Raw genomic sequence first — 14,597 nt, forward strand, 5'->3', positions numbered from 1 at the left:
GCGCTGGCCGAARCCCAGAATCTCTGTTTCAAGAACGCGGTAGTCAGGCAGGTTGAAGATGGCGGTGGCAGCGTCGGGGCGCCGGGAAGTAAGCTCGGTCAAGGCTCGTAGTCCTGTCATCGATGAATGCGTCAAGAACATCCATCACARCAGGGCTACGGGCCCCTCGCGTCTAAAGACACGAGCCCGAATTCACCACCAACCGCGGAGAGCCGGTTACTCTCCCGGCCTTCCCCAAGGCCTGCAAGTGCCGGCCGAAGGCATCCAGCCATGCGCGGACGCCCTCCTCGGGGCCGGCCCTGCTCATCAGCGCCACCGGTCCGGCATCGGAGTCCGAGACCCCCTCGGTAAATACGTCGTCGCCCCACCCGGCGTCCTCGACCTCCTGGTTCGCGGCCTGGACCGAGGCCTCGACCGCGTCAAAGGCATCCTTCGACCCGCGCGGCCGGAACTGCAGCCACAATTCTTCGTACTGGGCCTTCCGCCACGCCCTCGACAGCGCACCCCAGACGACCTCGACACCGGGCTCCGGCATACGATCCCCCCTTCGTTCACGCGGTATGCCGCTATCCGGCGAACCTACCCCATTCCATTGCCAATATTCGAGGAAGCCTCTACCCAGCCCGGGCCGACCCAAGTCAGGCTGAAAGATCGGGAGACTACTTGGTTTTGAAGTTTCTTGTACTCTACTTTCCCCAAAAACCTACTGCCTTTTCCAGGATGCGTTTAGGCTTCGTGGCATGAAACCTAGCTCTGGGGGCTTGGCGCTCGAAATCGTAGTACCGGTCTTTAATGAACAGGCCGTGCTCGAAAGCAGCATCACTAAGCTCGCGAATTACTTATCGCAAGAAATGCCTTCGACGTGGCAAATTACGATTGCGGACAATGCAAGCACGGACAATACTTCGACTATTGCCCAACGCTTAGCGGCGCAGTTGCCAAATGTTGTTCACCGAAGGCTTGAGGTCAAGGGACGCGGGTTCGCGCTGAGGGATGCGTGGAGCGCATCCACGGCCAACGTCGTCGCATACCTCGATGTCGATTTGTCAACGGACCTCGCCGCCTTGCCCCCACTTGTAGCTCCGCTACTGTCGGGCCACTCGGACATTTCCATCGGCACCAGACTGGGGCAGAGTTCCCGGGTGAGCCGCGGGCCAAAGCGCGAGTTCATTTCACGGTCCTACAACTATCTGCTCCGACGGACTCTGCAGGTGAAGTTCTCCGACGCCCAATGTGGATTCAAAGCCCTCCGCGCTGACGTCGCCAGGAGGCTTCTCCCCCACATCGAGGACAACGGCTGGTTCTTCGACACGGAAATGCTGATCATCGCCGAGCGCTCCGGCCTGCGGATCCACGAAATTCCCGTGGACTGGATTGACGACCCCGACAGCCGAGTCGATATCAAACAGACTGCGTTGGATGATCTGCGTGGTTTGGTCCGCGTTGCCGGAGCTCTTTTCAAGGGGACCATCCCGGTTCAAGCCATCTATGCAGAACTGGGTCGCAGGCCGATCGCCCCTCCGGGACGGCCCAGCTTCTTTGGCCAAGTACTCCGGTTCGGAATCGTCGGGGCGCTATCCACAATCGCCTTTGCGCTGCTGTACCTTGTCCTTCAGGCGCCGTTCGGTGCGCAGCAGGCCAATTTCATGGCCCTGTTGCTGACCGCCATCGGCAACACAGCGGCCAACCGCCGTTTTACGTTTGGCATTAGCGGGCCGGTCAAGCTATTCACACAGCAAATCCAAGGTCTGGTCGTGTTCCTGCTCGCGTGGACCATGACGTCGTCGTCGCTGGCCATCCTCCACACGGTCAACACCGACGCCCCTCCGAACCTTGAACTGATAATCCTTACCGGGGCAAATATTCTCGCAACCCTGATGAGATTCGTGCTGCTGCGAGTCTGGGTATTCCGCGACAGCCGCAGCGGCGGCCGGACCGCCGCACTCGCCCTGGCGCCGGCCCAAGGAGCAGCCCAGTGAGCCGCGTCGCAGCTGACACCGCGGGTGCAACCGGTACACGCGGCGTCAGGCCACAGCACCGGACGCCGGCACTTGTGGCCAAGATTCTTCGCGGCCAGTTGGCGGATCCAGTCTGGGAGCGGCCGGCACTGCTGATTCTTCTTACTTGCACAACGCTGCTCTACACCTGGGGGCTCGACCGTAACGGGTGGGCGAACTCGTTCTATTCAGCGGCTGCGATGTCCGGCTCGCTCGACTGGACGGCTTTCCTATTCGGTTCGTCCGATCCGAGCAACGCCATAAGCGTGGACAAGCCCCCGCTCAGCCTCTGGGTCATGTCACTTTCGGTCCGGATGTTCGGGCTCAACTCCTGGAGTTTGCTCCTCCCCCAGGCCGTCATGGGCGTCATCAGCGTGTATCTCCTCTACCGCATGGTCCGCAAGCGCTTCGATGCCCCGACATCACTTTTGTCCGGCACATTCCTGGCAGTCATTCCAGTTGCCACGGTGATGTTCCGCTACAACAACCCAGACGCGCTGTTTACGCTGCTCATGATTGGCATTGTCTATTTGACCTTGGAGGCAGTGGACAGCTCCAGGATTCGCTGGCTACTGCTGGCGGGAGTTCTAACCGGCGCGGCGTTCCTTACCAAACAACTCCAAGTTCTCTTGGTCCTTCCGTCGGTAGGGTTGACTTACTTGGTCTTTGCACGCACTCCGGCGGTGAGACGTTTCCTGCACCTGTTGGCTGCGCTCGGGGCAGCCGCCGTGACGGGGGGATGGTGGCTGCTGGCTGTTCAGTTCACCGACCCCGCCAACCGACCCTTCATTGGTGGCTCCAGGAACAATAGCGTCATCGAACTGACATTGGGATACAACGGGCTGGACCGCCTCACTGGCGAGGACGCCAGTAGAACCATGAGCGCGGATGCAGCCTGGACGACGGACAAACTGGACGGCGGCTTCCAGCGCTTCCTTCAGCCGCAGTTCTCCGGGCAAGCCGGCTGGCTTCTTCCCCTGGCGGTTGCGGGACTATGCCTCGGCGCCTGGTTTCTTTGGGGGCGCCAGGGACGGCCAGCTGCCCGCGCACTTCTCCTGGCTTGCTGCGTCTGGTTTGCCTGCACCGCAACCGTGCTCGCCTTCATGTCAGGAATCGTGCATTCCTACTATGTACTCACCGCGGTTCCGCCGTTGTGCTTCCTGGCTGCTCTTGCTTTGTTGCACTTCCTACGCGGCCTGCAACGGGTCAGAACCCGCATTCTGACTGGCCTCACGATGATCGCAAGCATGATTTTCGCCTTCATCTCCGCTTCTCGTTCGATGGAGGAATTCCCGTGGCTTCCAGTCGCCATGCTCTCCATGTGGGGACTAGTCCTCGCGGGGGTCCTGGTTCGGCCACCCGGCCCCGGAGTGGCAAAGACGACGGCGGCCCTACTCATCGCCACTTTGTTCACCGGCCCCGTCATCTGGTCCCTGAACACAGTTCTAAGCCCCCATAACGGAGCAGGTGTTATCGCTGGGCCCAGTATCTTCGGAAACCGGTCCGATGACCGGAATCGCGCTTCCCCTGACACGCCATCAAGCTACAATTCGGTCATGTTCGGAGATCTGCCGTCAGCGGAGCTGCTGGCGCGACTCCGTGGGACTCCGTCGTCCGCTGCATGGGCGGCAGCCGTGGTGGGTTCAGAGTCGGCGGCCAACTATCAACTGGAGCTGGGCCGTGCAGTGCTGCCACTCGGCGGCTTCGACGGCACAGACCCTTTCCCGACCCTCGAGCAGTTCAAAGTCCTGGTAGAGGAGGGGCGTGTGGGATCTGTCGTGATCCAGGGTCTGCCGCCCCTCACGCTTGAAGGCCACGGTGAGTCAGCTCGAATCGTCGAATGGATCAGGCAGCGATTCGTAGCCGAGGACATCGACGGGGCGCAGTACTTCCAACTCACCAAATAAGGGGCCCTTGAAACGGCGAAAGCCCGTCCCGCCGAGTGGCGGAACGGGCTTTCGGAGGGGCGCTTTGCGCCCCAAGCGGGATTAACGCTTCGAGTACTGCTGAGCCTTGCGGGCCTTCTTGAGACCGGCCTTCTTGCGCTCGATGACGCGAGCGTCGCGGCGCAGGTAACCGGCCTTCTTCAGGGTGGCGCGGTTGTTCTCGGTGTCGATCTCGTTCAGCGAACGGGCGATGCCGAGGCGCAGGGCACCGGCCTGGCCGGAGATGCCGCCACCGTGGATGCGGGCAATGACGTCGTAGGCGCCGTCAAGATCGAGGATCTTGAAGGGCTCGTTGACGTCCTGCTGGTGCAGCTTGTTCGGGAAGTAGTTCGCCAGCTCGCGGCCGTTGATGGTCCACTTGCCGGAGCCGGGCACAACGCGAACGCGCGCAACGGCTTCCTTACGACGGCCAACTGCAGCGCCGGCAACGGTCAGTGCCGGGCGTTCCTTCTTCGGCGCAGCTGCTTCCGCAGCACCGCTCTCCGAGGTGTAGCTGGTCAGGTTTTCCTCAGCCTCAACGGCTTCGGTGGTCAGTTCTTCGTTCTGAGCCACGATTCTCCTTGATAAAAAGTTGGTTGGTGGCCAGGACTACTGGGCGACCTGGGTGATTTCGAAAGTCTTGGGCTGCTGGGCGGCGTGGGGGTGCTCTGCACCGCGGTACACCTTCAGCTTGCCCAGCTGCTGCGCAGCGAGGGAGTTCTTCGGGAGCATGCCCTTGATGGCCTTTTCCACGGCGCGAACCGGGTTGGACTCAAGCAGCTCCGCGTAGTTGACGGAGGTCAGGCCGCCCGGGTAGCCGGAGTGGCGGTATGCGCGCTTCTGCTCCAGCTTGGCGCCGGTAAGGGCTACCTTTTCAGCGTTGATGATGATGACGAAGTCGCCCATGTCCATGTGGGACGCAAAGGTGGCCTTGTGCTTGCCGCGCAGCAGGATTGCGGTCTGGCTGGCGAGACGACCAAGGACAACGTCGGTGGCGTCAATGACGTGCCACTGGCGGTTGATATCGCCGGGCTTCGGGGTGTACGTACGCACGGTGTTTGCCTCGTTCTTGTTCTGGCGTTCTTGTTTTAGGCGTCACTCTTACGGTGCACCTACTATCTATGCGCTACCGGAACAGAGGTGAGGGCTCCATGTAACCAGTCATCCTGAGGTCTCGAATGTGCACGTTGAGTAGTTATCCTGCAACCGGATTCTCAGCGGGCACGCACCATCGAGATAGGACACGCACAACGACTACCAAGAATAGCCGACGGCGGCCTCTTGGGTCAAAATGGGGTGTCCGGATGCATCCTGCCTGCTCTCAGTTTCGTCAGACAGCCCCGTGCCGGCCCGTCGCATCCCCTGGAGGAACCGTGTCCGATCCCGCCGCCACCGGCACCGTCTCCCTGCTCCTTGCGCAGCCGGCCGGGCCGCTCACCGGATTGCCCTTCATTGCCTTCATAGCCAGTGTTGGCCTCGCCGGCGCATCCCTGTCCCTGCTGGCCCAGTTCCTCATTCAGCGCACGCTCCCCCGCCTGGACGGACCCCTGCCGGCACGCATGAGGCTTACGACGGCGGCGGCCACCTTCGCGCTGTCCGTTCTATTGGCATGGCGGTTCGGTGCCTCCCCGGAGCTGCCCGCCTATATCTTGCTGGCGGTTACCGGCGTCCAGCTGACGCGAATCGACCTTTTGCACCACTTACTGCCGAACCGGATGGTTTTACCCCTGTTGGTGGTCGGAATTGTGTTACTCGGGGCCGCTGCCGGGGTGTCCGGCGAGGCAGGTAGCCTGCTACGCGGAGCTGCCGGCGCCTTGATTTTGTTCGTTTTGTACCTCTTTCTTGCCCTGACCAGCCGAAACAGCCTGGGAATGGGTGATGTGAAGCTCGCCGCGCCACTTGGCCTGTACTTGGGCTACCTAGGCTGGTCCCACTTGTTCTACGGCGGAGCACTGGGATTCGTCGCCGGAGGCCTCGCCTCGGCCGTCATTATGCTGAAAAACCGCGGAAACAAGCCAAAGGAAGTGGCCTACGGGCCCTCCATGCTGGCAGCCGGCCTGGCCGTTATCTTGCTGTTGCCCTAGGTAGCCTCCGCCCGGCCACGGGCGACGTTTCAGTAAGACCGCTTATCAAACCAAGTAGTCAAGCCCTGCCCCTACTTCGAAACTGAGTACACCTCTCATTTGCGGGCAGGTGATGCCCACATTTTCCTTCCAAAAGTCGAGTATCCGCATTCATTGCGCCGACGATAACGGCCGTGCAAATGTTGTTTCAACGAAGCTCCAGTAAATAGGCAAAGGGGATTTGCCGGAAATTCGTTCTTTATTCACAACTCTGAAAAAGGAAAATAAAATGACTGGTCTCATGGTCTCAATGCTCGCTTTCGTCGCCGGCGTCAAGAACAAGTTCATTGGCGATGAGAAGGGCGCAACCGCAGTGGAATACGGGCTGCTGGTCGCCCTGATCGCAGCGGTTATCGTCGTCATCGTCTCCACTCTGGGCACGCAAATCAACACGGCTTTCACCAAGATCTCGGGAGAGCTCTAAACCAGCCACAAAAGCCCGAGGGCGGGGCGGCGGCAGTTCGGAAGACAGATCCGCTGCCACCGCACCCGCCCTTTGGCTTTCAACACTGGATCGCACTTCCCGCAAGGGACGACATGTCGGCGGCCGCCTTCCATGGCCGCGACGCGATGCCCGGCAACAGAAGCAGCGCAAGACAGGAAGCACGCCGACAACGGTCTCGTCGGCAGCTCCGTCGGTCGCGTTTCGCGCACGGAGGCCGGCCCGATGGGGCCCCACGAGCTACGGAGCCGCAGGCATCCAACTTGGAAAATTGGCTCGCTTAAGTCCTGAGCCGTCATTGAAAGGCATGAAAGTGAAAACACGCCTGCTGGGAGGCATCGTCGCACTTGTGCTTGCGATAGCTGGCACACTGCTTCTGGTCTCGTACGTTCAAGGAACTGAGGCTAGGGCCCAAGAGGGCCTGAACCCCGTCGATGTATTGGTAGTGCAACAACAGGTACCCCAGGGTTCTGGCATTGAAACGATCAAGTCGGCCGTCAAGCTGACCGCCCTCCCTGCGGCCTCGGTCCCGAACGGGGCACTGAAAAGCCTCGACGGGATGGATGGAAAAGTGACGTCCGTCGAACTCCTGCCCGGCGAGCCACTGTTGGGCGCGCGGCTGGCAGATCCTGCCACTCTCTCAGCACCGGGATCGGTCGCTGTACCCAAGGGTATGCAGGAGATCTCCGTACAACTGGAGGCGCAGCGGGTGGTCGGCGGGCGCATCTCCGCCGGCGATACCGTAGGCATCGTCGTCCTCTTCGACAAGGGTGCGCTGAAAGACGCTCCTGATGTGGAAACCGGCCAGGAGGTGTTCCGCAAAGTCCTGGTGACCAGCGTGCAGCGTTCCGTCGCGAAGACGGAAACGGCCACAGGTGCCGACGCCGCCGAACAGGCCAACACCGAGCTGCCCACAGGACAGTTGCTGGTAACTTTCGCCCGGAATGACGCTGATGCCGCCAAGATCGCCTTTGGGGCCCATTTCGGGAGCCTGTGGCTGACGAAAGATCCCGCCACCGCTACAGAAGGTGCGCCTCTGATCGTCAAGAAGCCGGAGCTGTTCCGATGAGCCGCTTCGTACTGATCACCTCGGATCATGATTTTGAACGACGCGTAAGGCAGGCCGCTGCAAGCTTGCACGGCACATTCCATGCCATCGTGGCAGATTTCCTTCCGCCCGGTCCGGATGATGTGCTGCGGGTGCTCGGCGGCGACCTGGTCGAAGTGATCCTGCTGGGGCCCGGCCTGCCAATGGACGACGCCATCCGCCTGGCCAGTCTCTTCGATCTCCAGTATCCGGAAATCAGTATCGTGCTCGTGACCGGAGACGAAGCGGAAGTCGCGCTGCCCGCCATGCGGGCCGGCATCAGGGACCTGCTGCCACCGGGTTCGGATGTGGGCACCATTCGCAGCTTGTTGGAGCGGGCGAGCCTCGCTGCGGCCAGCCGGCGTCGGGGGCTGGGCAGCGCCCTCGAAGGACAGCCAATGAGCGGCCGCATCATCGCGGTCATGTCTCCCAAAGGCGGAGTCGGAAAAACAACGATCACCACCAACCTTGCCGTGGGGTTGGGAAAGGAATCCCCCGCGGACGTCGTGGTGGTTGACCTGGACCTCCAGTTCGGAGACGTTGCGTCGGGGTTGCTGCTGGAACCCGAGAGGACGTTGTCTGACGCCGTGGTCGGGGCGGCAGTGCAGGACAGCGTGGTGCTGAAGTCCTACCTGACTCTCCACTCCTCAGGAATCTACGCGCTGTGCGCTCCGCTCAACCCCACGGAAGCCGACCAGATATCGGGCGAACAGGTCGGGCGCCTCTTGAGTCAGCTATCCAACGAGTTCCGGTACGTCGTAGTCGATTCGGCGCCCGGACTTGGCGAACACGTGCTGGCGACGTTGGAACTGGCTACGGACGCGGTGTGGGTGTGCGGGATGGACATACCCAGCATTCGGGGACTTCGTGCCGGATTCAACGTCCTGGACGAACTCGACCTCGTTCCCGCGAACCGCCACTTGATCCTCAATTTCGCGGACCGGCGGTCGGGGCTCACGTTGAATGATGTTGAAGCCGTCATCGGCGGCCCTGTGGACGTGGTCCTGCCGCGGTCACGCGTCGTGCCATATTCCACCAACAAAGGCGTTCCCCTGCTGCAGGAGGGCGCCAGGGATCCGTTCACAAAGGCGCTTCGCCGACTTGTGGAAAGGATCAGCACCGACAGGGAGCCGCGCCCCAACAAGGACCTTAAAGGAAGGGCGGTAGTCCAATGAACCTCGCCGAGCGTTTGGAATCCCTCCGGGGAGTAGCCACAGAATCCGCCGGAAAGCACCGCGACACCAGCGGGCCGTGGGCCGGCATCGCAACGGATGCAGGCGACTCGCTGGTCACCGTAGCGGAGCACCGGGCCCCAGGCGCGGAACCTAGCGACGCCCTGAACGCCGTCAAGGATCGCGCGGGGGCCGCCCTCTACGAACGCATGGGCAGCCGCATCACCGATGCGGCCCTGGACGAGGCCGAACTCCAGAAGTACGTCAAGGATGAGCTCCGGGCGATCGTGGAAGAAGACGAGATTCCGCTGACGGCGCCCGAAAGGCACCGCCTTGTCCAGGAGATCATGGACGACGTCCTGGGACTTGGGCCGCTGCAGAAATTCCTGAATGACGCGGCGGTCACTGAAGTCATGGTCAACGGGCCGGACAAGGTCTATGTCGAACGCGATGGCAAGCTCTTCCTGACCACTGCGCGATTCAGCTCGGAAGAACACCTGCGCAGGATTATTGAACGCATCGTCACAAAGGTCGGCCGGCGGATCGACGAGTCATCGCCGATGGTGGATGCCCGGCTCACCGACGGATCGCGCGTCAACGCGATAATCCCCCCGCTTGCCGTCAACGGCTCATCGCTGACGATCCGAAAGTTTGGGCAGGTCCCCCTGACCGTCGACAACCTCATTTCGTTCGGGACGCTGTCCCCGGAAATGGCGGAGCTGCTGCAGGCATGCGTCCTTGCCCGGCTGAACATCCTGGTTTCCGGAGGTACCGGCACGGGGAAGACCACGCTGCTGAATGTCCTGTCGTCGTTCCTGCCGGCTGATGAACGGATCGTCACCATCGAAGACGCCGTGGAACTCCAGCTGCAACAGGAGCACGTAGTGCGGCTTGAAAGCCGGCCGCGCAACATCGAAGGCAAGGGCGAGGTCTCCATCAGGGAACTGGTCCGAAATTCGCTTCGCATGCGTCCGGACCGGATTGTGATCGGCGAAGTCCGCGGCGGTGAGTCGCTCGACATGCTGCAGGCCATGAACACGGGCCACGACGGTTCGATCTCCACCGTCCACGCCAACTCTCCCCGTGATGCGGTAGCCCGCCTTGAAACGCTCGTACTCATGGCCGGAATGGAGCTGCCGCTGAAGGCAATCAGGGAACAGATTGCCTCGGCCGTCAACCTCATCGTCCATATCTCCCGGCTTAGGGACGGGACCCGCCGCGTCACGCACGTCACCGAAGTCCAGGGAATGGAAGGGGACATTGTCACCCTCCAGGATGCGTTCGTCTTCGACTACAGCGCCGGGACGGACGCCAACGGCCGGTTCCTCGGAAGCCCGACGCCTACCGGAGTACGGCCGCGGTTCGTCGACCACTTCGCCGACCTTGGCATCCATTTGTCACCGTCCGTATTCGGAAGCGTGCACCCCGGGGGTGGCTACAGGTGAACACAACAAACCCCTTGTATTTCGCCCTCGGCATTGGGCTGTGCCTTGTGGCACTCGCCGTCGTGCTGTTTTCGACCTTGGGCGTTGGCAAGTCCGGCATCGCGTTGTCCCGCCGGCGGCCAGGCGTCGCCGAAGGGCCGTCAGCCCTCACTCGCGTGACGGACTCTGCCCTGGCGTTCGTGGACCGCCGCGTCGGCCGAAATGCCAGCTTCGGCACCAAGGAATCCCTGGAGCGGGCAGGCCTGCGCCTTCGGCAGGCTGATTTCGTCCTCCTTATTTGCTGCGTTGCCGTCACCGTTGGCCTCCTCGGGTTCGTCATGGGAAGCATCGTGATTGGGCTTCTTCTCGCGTTGCTCACGCCCGTCATCGCGATGCTGGTCCTGAACATCATGGCCGGCCGCCGACGGGCAAAATTCGAGGATCAGCTGGGTGACACTTTGCAGATGCTGGCCGGAGGGCTCCGTGCCGGACACAGCCTACTGCGTTCAATTGACGCCGTGTCACAGGAGGCGGAATCCCCTACATCCGATGAATTTGCCAGGTTGGTCAATGAAACAAGGCTGGGCCGCGACCTGAAGGATTCAATGGCTGACGCCGCCCGGCGCCTCAAGAGTGACGATTTCGACTGGACTGGGCAGGCCATCGAAATCCACCGCGAGGTGGGCGGTGACCTGGCGGAGGTTCTCGATCACGTGGGAGAAACAATCCGTGAGCGATCCGAGATCAAGGGGCAGGTTCAGGCCCTGAGCGCCGAAGGCAAACTCTCGGCGTACATCCTGGTAGCCCTTCCCGTAGGAATGTTCCTCTACCTCAGCGTGTCGAGTCCGGACTACATCAGCGGTTTGTACACCAACTTTCTTGGCTGGGTAATGATCGGCCTCTCCGTGGTGCTGCTGGCCATCGGTTCCTGGTGGCTGAGCCGCGTCGTAAAGATCAAGTTCTAGGAAGGATCGCCATGAGTGTAACGGCGTGGTTAATCATCGGACTCATCGTCGTTCCAATGTCCGCGATGGTCTGGTCATTCATTTCAGTGGACCGTCAGGGGCTGGCTGCCGTCCGAAGCAACCTCGGGCGGGGTGTCCGTGTGGTGGACGACGGCGCCGCATCGGCCGGGTCGAAGGGCCTGGCGGGCTTGGGCGTGCGGGTGACGCCCAGGGGATACGCGGGGTGGCTGGACAATCTCCTTGCGAAGGCGGGACGTCCTCCCGGCATCCCCCTGGAACGCCTTCTGATTGCCAAGCCGGCGCTGGCACTCGTGGCAGCATTCGTCAGCATCATGTTCGCGGCAAAGTCCCCGACCGGCATCATGGTCCTGGTGCTGGTCCTGCTGCCGGTGCTGGCGTATTTCATTCCGGACATCCTTATCCACGGCCGCGGAGCGGAGCGCCAAAAGGCAATCGACATGGAGTTGCCCAACACGCTGGACCAGATGCTGATCTCGGTCGAAGCCGGGTTGGGATTCGAAGCTGCCATGGCCCGTGCAGGCCAGAACGGCAAGGGACCATTGGCCGAAGAGCTCGTCCGCACACTCCAGGACATGCAGGTCGGGCGAAGCCGCAAGGAAGCCTACCTGGCCATGTCCGCACGGACCGGCTCACCGGATCTGCGGAGTTTTGTCCGCTCCGTGGTGCAGGCGGACCAGTACGGCATTGCCCTCGCCACCATCCTCCGCACCCAAGCGAAGCAGATGCGCATCAAACGGCGCCAGCGCGCGGAGGAGAAGGCCATGAAGCTGCCCGTGAAGGTGCTGTTTCCACTGATGTTCTGCATCCTTCCGGTGCTCTTCATCGTTATCATCGGCCCCGCCGTCATCAGCGTCATGAAGAACTTCACCGGTGCCTTCTAGCCCGGGAATCGTCCAACCCATCAGAGGTCTTAACCGGAACAGCGAGGGGCCATGCGTTTGTTAAGGATTTTCCAGCTACAGCCAAACCGCCGGCGCGGCATGGCCGCACGCCGCGCGCCGCACGCCGCAAATCGCCGGAAGCGATCTGACCGGCAGCGCGGAGCGGCAGCCGTTGAATTCGCCCTCGTTGTTCCCCTGCTCCTGTCCATGCTCCTGGGAGTGATCGACTTTGGGATGGCTTTCGGCCAAAGCATCAATTTGCAGGCCGCCGCGCGCGAGAGCGCCCGGCAGGGTGTGACCGAAGGCAACGTCATCGCATCCGCCAACAATGCCAGGGGACGCGAATTGGACAACACCAAGCTCCAGGTGAAGTTCGTCGTAGACACCTCCGGAGGCGCGCCCGGCGTCATGGTCGTCTGCCTGCGCTATCCGCAGTCGTCTTTGTCGGGCTTCTACGCCTGGGCCCTGACCGGGGTCTTCGAGGCCAAAGCCGTCATGAAAATGGAAGGGACCGTGGCCGTGATGTCGGGTTCACAGAACTGGGCTGGTGGATCATGCACTCCGTAACGCCAGGATCGCGCCAGGATCGCGAGGATCAGGTACGTCAAGATGGGATGCGAATGAGCAATATGGGTCGAGGGGACCGGAAGTCCAATGAGCGGGGCGCCACCGCGGTCCTCTTTGCCTTGCTGGTTCCCGTGCTCTTTGGGGTGCTGGCCATGGCCATGGATGTTGGCCGGCTGGTCTACGAGCACCAGCAGCTCAGCAACGCCTTGGATGCCGCCGCGCTCGCTGGTGCTACCTCGCTCCCGGACGACCCCGTCGCCGCCCGGGCTGCCGCTGTTGCCTACGCCAAGGCAAACGACGCCCAGGCGGACCCGGCGGTCACGTTCTGGTGCGTGGTCGCTTCCACCGGGGCCACCAAGACCGTGGCCAGCGGTCAAGTCCCTGGTGTGTGCAATCCGGGGACCACCGCCGGGGCCAAATGCAACGAGACGATCTGTGCGATTCCATGCATTACGGGAGCAGGCCGGACTTGTAACACGATCACCGTGACCGATGACAAAGACGTCCCCTACCTGTTCGCCCCGGCAATCGGGGTCGGGTCCGGAAACACCGGTCCGCTTGCCGCCAACGCGTGCAAGGGCTCGTGCGGCACCCTTGTCCCGAACCCCATGGATATCGCGCTGGTCGCCGACCGGACCAGCAGTATGAGCTCCACTGACCTCACCAATATGAAGACCGCCATTCAGAGCACGCTCTCAACGATGACGAAGGAGCAGCAGTACGTGGCGCTGGGCACCATCGGCCCCAGCAGCTCCACCTCCGGCTGCAGCACCACCGCCTCGGGCTCCGTCACGGCCGCTGATGCCACCTGGATTCCCGTAGCATTCTCGAACGACTACACCACTTCGGGCGCCTCCGCGATCAATAACAGCAGCCCGCTCATCAAAGGTGTTCAATGCCTGCCTTCATCGAGCACCGGCACGTACCTCGCCTCGCCGATGAAGGCCGCCGCCCGGTATCTGCTTAACCTGAACAACAACAACAACCTGGCTAGTCTGCCGACGCGTGCAGGGACGCCCCGTAAGGCCATCATCCTGGAGACAGACGGTCAGCCGAACGAGACAGGCAACGGAGGATCCACCTCCGTAGGCAGCTCCGGCGACATCAAGAGTTCCGACGGTCCAACGGCCTGCAGCAACCTGAAGGCCGTCGCGGCCGACGCTAAGGCGAGGGGAATCCTGATCATCACGGTCGCGTACAACGCGGCGGCTTCGGCCCGATGCGGGGGCGGCAGCTCATCGTTCGTGCGCGATGTCCTCGCTGCCGCTGCGTCTGAAAAGTCTCCGGGGGTCCCCAGCGCCAGCAACGCTTGCGGGACGGCGGCGCAAACAACTGCTGAGAACACTGACGGAGATTACTTCTTCTGCGCCGCCAACGGTGAGGACCTCGGGCCGATCTTCGTCTCAGCGATCAATGCAATCAGCTCCCACTCCCGTCTCATGCGCATTCCTGACTGAGTTTCTGGCTGGCCGGTTGCCCGGCCAGCGCCGGAAGCCGTGGACCCGGGCCGGAAGGCCCCGATACCGGACCCCCTAGGACCAGAGCCAAGGGGGTCCTCCCATTTTGCCGCGGGTGGAAGGAAAAGTCGCATATCGTGCGCAGTATGGGCGCAGGGAATGTACAGGAAACGTGCAGTTTGGGAAGCCTTGGCACAGGATGCGTCAAAGCCGAATCATCGGCGTGTCGGTACTTGCTACGTTTCCCTCAGTGCTGGTGCAGGACCAGCCGTCCTACTCGCTCAGGAGTCCCCAATGCGTTCCATTCTCTCCAGTTTCGCCGTCCGCCTTCGCAGAGATCAGCGCGGTGCTACCGCCGTCGAATACGGCATCATGGTCGCGCTCATCGCCGTCGCGATCATCGTTGCCGTTGGTCTCCTTGGTGGCACGCTGAACGACACATTCACCAAAGTGCAATGCCAAGTAAGCGGCAGCACGACCGGCGCATGCGCTCCCGCCGCACCCTAATCCAGGCTCGGCTCCTCGGCCAATGACTA

At 62.0% G+C, this 14,597-nt stretch carries 15 protein-coding genes; 12 read left to right on the plus strand and 3 right to left on the minus strand.

Features of this window, described 5'->3' with window-relative positions:
- Positions 1-172 precede the first annotated feature (172 nt).
- Positions 173-535, minus strand: a complete 363-nt coding sequence (locus AC1DN2_RS18325) for a hypothetical protein (protein WP_476851456.1) — start codon at positions 533-535, stop codon at positions 173-175.
- A 226-nt stretch (positions 536-761) separates the two neighbouring features.
- Between AC1DN2_RS18325 and AC1DN2_RS18330 the strand changes: the two genes are divergently transcribed.
- On the plus strand, positions 762-1,979 hold the full coding sequence (locus AC1DN2_RS18330) for a bifunctional glycosyltransferase family 2/GtrA family protein (protein WP_476851457.1): 1,218 nt from the start codon (positions 762-764) through the stop codon (positions 1,977-1,979).
- On the plus strand, positions 1,976-3,904 hold the full coding sequence (locus AC1DN2_RS18335) for a glycosyltransferase family 39 protein (protein ID WP_476851458.1): 1,929 nt from the start codon (positions 1,976-1,978) through the stop codon (positions 3,902-3,904). Before AC1DN2_RS18330 ends, AC1DN2_RS18335 begins: the two co-directional genes overlap by 4 nt.
- Before the next feature lie 81 nt (positions 3,905-3,985).
- Here AC1DN2_RS18335 and rpsI read toward each other — a convergent pair whose 3' ends face one another.
- Both rpsI and rplM read right to left on the minus strand, forming a co-directional pair.
- Positions 3,986-4,495 carry a 30S ribosomal protein S9 gene (rpsI, locus tag AC1DN2_RS18340; protein WP_018773707.1) on the minus strand — a complete coding sequence of 170 codons (510 nt, stop codon included), beginning with the start codon at positions 4,493-4,495 and terminating at the stop codon, positions 3,986-3,988.
- Between the two features lie 36 nt (positions 4,496-4,531).
- Positions 4,532-4,975 (minus strand): 50S ribosomal protein L13, encoded by a 444-nt coding sequence (rplM, locus tag AC1DN2_RS18345; RefSeq protein ID WP_015937805.1) that lies wholly within the window; start codon positions 4,973-4,975, stop codon positions 4,532-4,534.
- A gap of 320 nt (positions 4,976-5,295) precedes the next feature.
- Here rplM and AC1DN2_RS18350 point away from each other — a divergent pair, with 320 nt between their 5' ends.
- The 10 genes from AC1DN2_RS18350 (at position 5,296) to AC1DN2_RS18395 (ending at position 14,568) form a co-directional block, all read left to right on the plus strand.
- Complete coding sequence (locus AC1DN2_RS18350; protein WP_476851459.1) at positions 5,296-6,006, plus strand: prepilin peptidase; 711 nt, start codon at positions 5,296-5,298, stop codon at positions 6,004-6,006.
- Between the two features lie 268 nt (positions 6,007-6,274).
- The gene (locus AC1DN2_RS18355) at positions 6,275-6,469 is read left to right on the plus strand and encodes a Flp family type IVb pilin (RefSeq protein WP_476851460.1); all 195 of its coding nucleotides are present in this window, start codon (positions 6,275-6,277) and stop codon (positions 6,467-6,469) included.
- A 325-nt stretch (positions 6,470-6,794) separates the two neighbouring features.
- The gene (gene cpaB, locus AC1DN2_RS18360; protein ID WP_476851461.1) at positions 6,795-7,556 is read left to right on the plus strand and encodes a Flp pilus assembly protein CpaB; all 762 of its coding nucleotides are present in this window, start codon (positions 6,795-6,797) and stop codon (positions 7,554-7,556) included.
- On the plus strand, positions 7,553-8,749 hold the full coding sequence (locus tag AC1DN2_RS18365) for a CpaE/TadZ family protein (RefSeq protein ID WP_476851462.1): 1,197 nt from the start codon (positions 7,553-7,555) through the stop codon (positions 8,747-8,749). Before cpaB ends, AC1DN2_RS18365 begins: the two co-directional genes overlap by 4 nt.
- On the plus strand, positions 8,746-10,191 hold the full coding sequence (locus tag AC1DN2_RS18370) for a CpaF family protein (protein WP_476851463.1): 1,446 nt from the start codon (positions 8,746-8,748) through the stop codon (positions 10,189-10,191). Before AC1DN2_RS18365 ends, AC1DN2_RS18370 begins: the two co-directional genes overlap by 4 nt.
- Complete coding sequence (locus AC1DN2_RS18375) at positions 10,188-11,135, plus strand: type II secretion system F family protein (RefSeq protein WP_476851464.1); 948 nt, start codon at positions 10,188-10,190, stop codon at positions 11,133-11,135. The genes AC1DN2_RS18370 and AC1DN2_RS18375 overlap by 4 nt, the downstream gene beginning before the upstream one ends.
- Before the next feature lie 11 nt (positions 11,136-11,146).
- On the plus strand, positions 11,147-12,037 hold the full coding sequence (locus tag AC1DN2_RS18380) for a type II secretion system F family protein (protein WP_476851465.1): 891 nt from the start codon (positions 11,147-11,149) through the stop codon (positions 12,035-12,037).
- Positions 12,038-12,136: 99 nt separating this feature from the next.
- Positions 12,137-12,604 (plus strand): TadE/TadG family type IV pilus assembly protein, encoded by a 468-nt coding sequence (locus AC1DN2_RS18385; RefSeq protein WP_476851466.1) that lies wholly within the window; start codon positions 12,137-12,139, stop codon positions 12,602-12,604.
- Between the two features lie 53 nt (positions 12,605-12,657).
- Positions 12,658-14,061 carry a pilus assembly protein TadG-related protein gene (locus AC1DN2_RS18390; RefSeq protein ID WP_476851467.1) on the plus strand — a complete coding sequence of 468 codons (1,404 nt, stop codon included), beginning with the start codon at positions 12,658-12,660 and terminating at the stop codon, positions 14,059-14,061.
- Between the two features lie 294 nt (positions 14,062-14,355).
- Positions 14,356-14,568, plus strand: a complete 213-nt coding sequence (locus AC1DN2_RS18395) for a Flp family type IVb pilin (protein ID WP_476851468.1) — start codon at positions 14,356-14,358, stop codon at positions 14,566-14,568.
- Positions 14,569-14,597: the final 29 nt, after the last annotated feature.

It is taken from the genome of Arthrobacter sp. 01L42 (genome assembly GCF_056400005.1).